Here is a 3860-nt window from a genome sequence, read left to right on the forward strand (position 1 = left end):
ATCAGTTCCGCCAGGATTACCTCAAAGGCAAGGACAGTTTTAAAATAGCCACTGAACCATCTGTTTCGGACGGAGGGGGCTTTAACTTTGTAGAGGACGAAGCCGAAAACACCAAGAAGAAAAAGAAGAAGAAGAAAGGAACATCAGAGGAAGAAGAAGGCTGGCAATAACCACAACCTACGAAGTACCCGTATAGGTAATTGCATCCGGATATTGGCTATTCACTTTACTAGTGCCTATATTTGGGTTCTTTTTCACTAGAAAAAAACGCCGGCAGTACTCACCTCCACGTTCTGAGCGGAGATCTGCTTCATCTAACTAATGACACAAAGGTCATGGATATACTTTTGATTACTGTACTATTTATAGCTGCTTACCTGATAGGTTCTGTTTCGACCGCTGTCTGGATCGGGAAAGCGTATTATGGGGTGGACATACGCCAGCATGGCAGCGGGAACTCGGGCGCCACCAACACTTTCCGGGTATTGGGCAAGAAACCCGGCACCATCGTGATGCTCATCGACATCTTCAAAGGATGGGCGGCCACTTCGCTGGCCGGGCTGCTGGTGATCTTCAATGTGGTGGAAGCTGACAACCTGGTGGTTTATCAACTCATCATGGGCGCCTTGGCTGTGCTGGGGCATATTTTCCCGGTATATGAAAAGTTTAAGGGCGGTAAGGGAGTTGCTACCCTGCTGGGCATGATGCTGGCCATTCACCTGGAGGTGGCCCTGATGTGCACTGTGATTTTTGTCATTGTGCTCTTTACATCCAAATATGTGTCGCTGGGGTCTATGATCGCTGCACTGGCTTTCCCGATCCTGCTGCTGCTGCCACGCTTTCATCCGGACAACCCGATCCTGATCATCTTTGGGTTTATTCTGTTTGCCGTAGTGGCGCTCACCCACCGCAAAAATATCAACCGCCTGATACAGGGAGAGGAAAGTAAAGCCAATATCAAGCTGGGGCTACGGAAATAGGTATAGCCACCGCTTTATACCTGCCAGCATTCCAAGAGCCATCCTTTCTGCAGGGATGGCTTTTTTTTGTAACTTTAAGCCTAAACTTCTAACATCATGAATCAATATATCTCCGACAACAAAGACCGGTTTATCAATGAACTGCTGGATATGCTGCGCATGCCATCGGTGAGTGCGGACCCGAAATTTAAGCAGGATGTACTGCGGACAGCTGATTTTGTAGCGCAGAAAATAAGAGAGGCAGGAGCTGACAAGGTGGAAATTTGTGAAACAGCCGGCTACCCGATCGTGTATGGCGAAAAGATACTGGACCCTTCCTTGCCGACGGTGCTGGTATACGGCCACTATGATGTGCAACCTGCTGACCCCTACGAGCTGTGGCATTCGCCTCCGTTTGAGCCTGTCATAAAAGACGGGAAGATCTATGCCCGGGGCGCCTGCGACGACAAGGGGCAGATGTACATGCACGTGAAAGCATTTGAGGTGATGATGAAAAACGACACCCTGCCCTGCAATGTGAAGTTCATGATCGAGGGAGAAGAAGAAGTTGGCTCCGAGAACCTGGGCACCTTCGTGAAGAACAACAAAGAAAAGCTGAAGGCGGATGTGATCCTGATCTCGGATACAGGTATGCTGGCCAATGATGTTCCTTCCATCACAACCGGCCTGCGCGGCCTGAGCTACCTGGAGGTAGAAGTGACGGGACCAAACCGCGACCTGCACTCCGGTTTGTACGGTGGCGCTGTCGCGAACCCGATCAACATCCTGTGCCAGATGATCGCGTCGCTGCACGACGAGAACAACCGCATCACTATACCTGGCTTTTATGACAATGTGCAGGAGCTAAGCCAGGAAGAGCGTGCCGAAATGGCACGGGCTCCTTTTAGCTTGGAGAAGTATAAGCAGGCGCTGGATCTGTCAGACATACACGGCGAGGCCGGGTATACGACCATGGAGCGCAACTCCATACGCCCGACGCTGGATGTGAACGGTATCTGGGGAGGCTATACCGGGGAGGGAGCCAAAACTGTAATTCCTTCCAAAGCTTTTGCCAAGATATCCATGCGCCTGGTGCCTAACCAGACATCAGCTGAGATTACCGAAAAGTTTCAGAAGCATTTTGAAAGTATAGCCCCCAAAAGCGTGAAGGTGCTGGTGAAGCCGCACCATGGCGGTGAGCCGGTCGTGACCCCTACCGATTCGGTGGCCTACCAGGCGGCGGCCAGGGCCTACGAAGCAACCTTCGGTATCAAACCGGTGCCGGTGCGAAGCGGCGGTTCTATTCCGATTGTGGCCATGTTCAAATCAGAGCTCGGCCTTAGTTCCGTGCTGATGGGTTTCGGCCTCGATTCGGACGCGATCCATTCACCAAACGAAAGCTTCGGTGTTTTTAACTTCCTGAAAGGAATAGAAACCATCCCGCTGTTCTATAAATATTATGCTGAGATGAGTAAATAGCACTTCTCATCCAAGCACAAGGCCCGCTCCGCTTTTTCAGAAAGCAGAGCGGGCCTTGTGTATTTAGGGAAGATTACCAGTTGGAGGCTCCTCTTGCTGGCATCAGGTACCCGATCGATAGCTGCCAGGCCAGGTTGCGCTGTTTGAGGTCGTCTTTAGGAAAAGGGCGGAGACTGCCCGTATTGCGCACACTCATAAACAAGCCATTATCCAGAATTAGCCCGCCCCCGATGGCATAGCCGTAGTCAAAGCTGTTGAAGTCGTCCCGGCTGAAGCTGCGGTGCTCCAGTATAAGCGGCGGGTCAGAGAGGTTGTCTACCGTATTGACATCGCTGTTGATATTGAGCAGGTAGCCCATGTAAGGGCCTGCTTCTCCAAACAGGGCCGCCTTCCTGATTTTAAAGAGCAGTGGAAGCTCCAGGTAGTTCAGACGCAGATCGCCGGCCAGGGCCGTTTCCGGAACCGTGATATCATCGCGGGTAAAGTTATCATACACGAAGCCCTTCATGCTGTAGTGCAGCTCGGCCTGCACCGCCACAGGGGATACAAATTCATAGGTGAGTACAGGACCTACATGTAACCCTGCGAGGTTGTTTATCTGATCAGAGGGGGCGTCCTGGCCTACAGCCGTCGAGAAACCGCCTCCTACCTTTACCCCATACCTGAAAAACTGCGCCTGCACTACCAGCAGCGGGGCGAATAACAGGAAGCTCAGAAGCAATGTCTTTTTCATGCGTATACCTTTTGTTGTGCCCGACTAATGTGCTGGAAGACTTACCTTCTCCTCTAGTGTACTCCTTAAAATTGCAAATAGTTGAAGAAGGAAGGGAGGCATACAGGGCAGGCAGCAAAAAGCCCGCCCTGCGCTGGTGCAGGACGGGCTTTAAATAGCTTGGAAAGGATAGCGGTACTATCTGCTGGTAGGTATGGCAATTCCTACCGTCAACATGAAGACAGAATGACGTGCATTTGTCAAATCACCTTCAAAGTTGACGTCTTCATCCACAAAGTCGCTGAAGCTGCCATTGTAGCGTACGCCAACACTGAACGCATTGTTTGCCGAAGTCAGGCCGATGCCGGCGACATACCCTACTTCAAACTCAGACAAACCTTCTTTGCTTTTTTCGCTGACGTTCCTCGACTGCTGATCGCCATTGATAAAGGTTTCCGTTTCATTCTTTACGCTAAGCAAATAGGACGCCTGCGGACCTGCTTCAAAATACAGGGGGCCTGCCTTGATTTTGGCCATTACCGGTAAATCGAGGTAGTTGTAATTTACTTTCCCTTCTCTGCGATAGGTCTGTCCGAGTATAGTGAAATCCGAATCCTCGTTCTTAAATCCCTTTGTCGAGTACAGCAGCTCTGGCTGGATAGAGAAGAAATCTTCTACTACGCCAAAGTTAGCCGTAACTCCGCCATGGA

The 3860-nt window shown here is 50.9% G+C and carries 4 protein-coding genes; 2 read left to right on the plus strand and 2 right to left on the minus strand.

Annotated elements, in window-relative coordinates; all coding sequences use genetic code 11:
• Positions 1 to 335 precede the first annotated feature (335 nt).
• Both plsY and OB13_RS13165 read left to right on the plus strand, forming a co-directional pair.
• Positions 336 to 980, plus strand: coding sequence for a glycerol-3-phosphate 1-O-acyltransferase PlsY (plsY, locus tag OB13_RS13160; RefSeq protein WP_461490628.1), 645 nt, complete (start codon positions 336 to 338; stop codon positions 978 to 980).
• Between the two features lie 96 nt (positions 981 to 1076).
• Complete coding sequence (locus OB13_RS13165; protein WP_461490629.1) at positions 1077 to 2438, plus strand: dipeptidase; 1362 nt, start codon at positions 1077 to 1079, stop codon at positions 2436 to 2438.
• A 73-nt stretch (positions 2439 to 2511) separates the two neighbouring features.
• On the opposite strand, the gene OB13_RS13170 is transcribed toward OB13_RS13165, so the two are convergent.
• Together OB13_RS13170 and OB13_RS13175 are read right to left on the minus strand one after the other, a co-directional pair.
• Positions 2512 to 3171 (minus strand): porin family protein, encoded by a 660-nt coding sequence (locus tag OB13_RS13170; RefSeq protein WP_461490630.1) that lies wholly within the window; start codon positions 3169 to 3171, stop codon positions 2512 to 2514.
• Between the two features lie 177 nt (positions 3172 to 3348).
• The coding region (locus OB13_RS13175) for a porin family protein (RefSeq protein ID WP_461490631.1) at positions 3349 to 3860 on the minus strand (512 nt) is incomplete at its 5' end.

This window comes from Pontibacter sp. HJ8, from assembly GCF_054824225.1.

What these genes read in the sequence shown, in the direction of transcription:
- plsY (WP_461490628.1), top strand. Translation starts at nt 336, where the DNA reads ATGGATATACTTTTGATTACTGTACTATTTATAGCTGCTTACCTGATA.
- OB13_RS13165 (WP_461490629.1), top strand. Translation starts at nt 1,077, where the DNA reads ATGAATCAATATATCTCCGACAACAAAGACCGGTTTATCAATGAACTG.
- OB13_RS13170 (WP_461490630.1), bottom strand. Translation starts at nt 3,171, where the DNA reads ATGAAAAAGACATTGCTTCTGAGCTTCCTGTTATTCGCCCCGCTGCTG.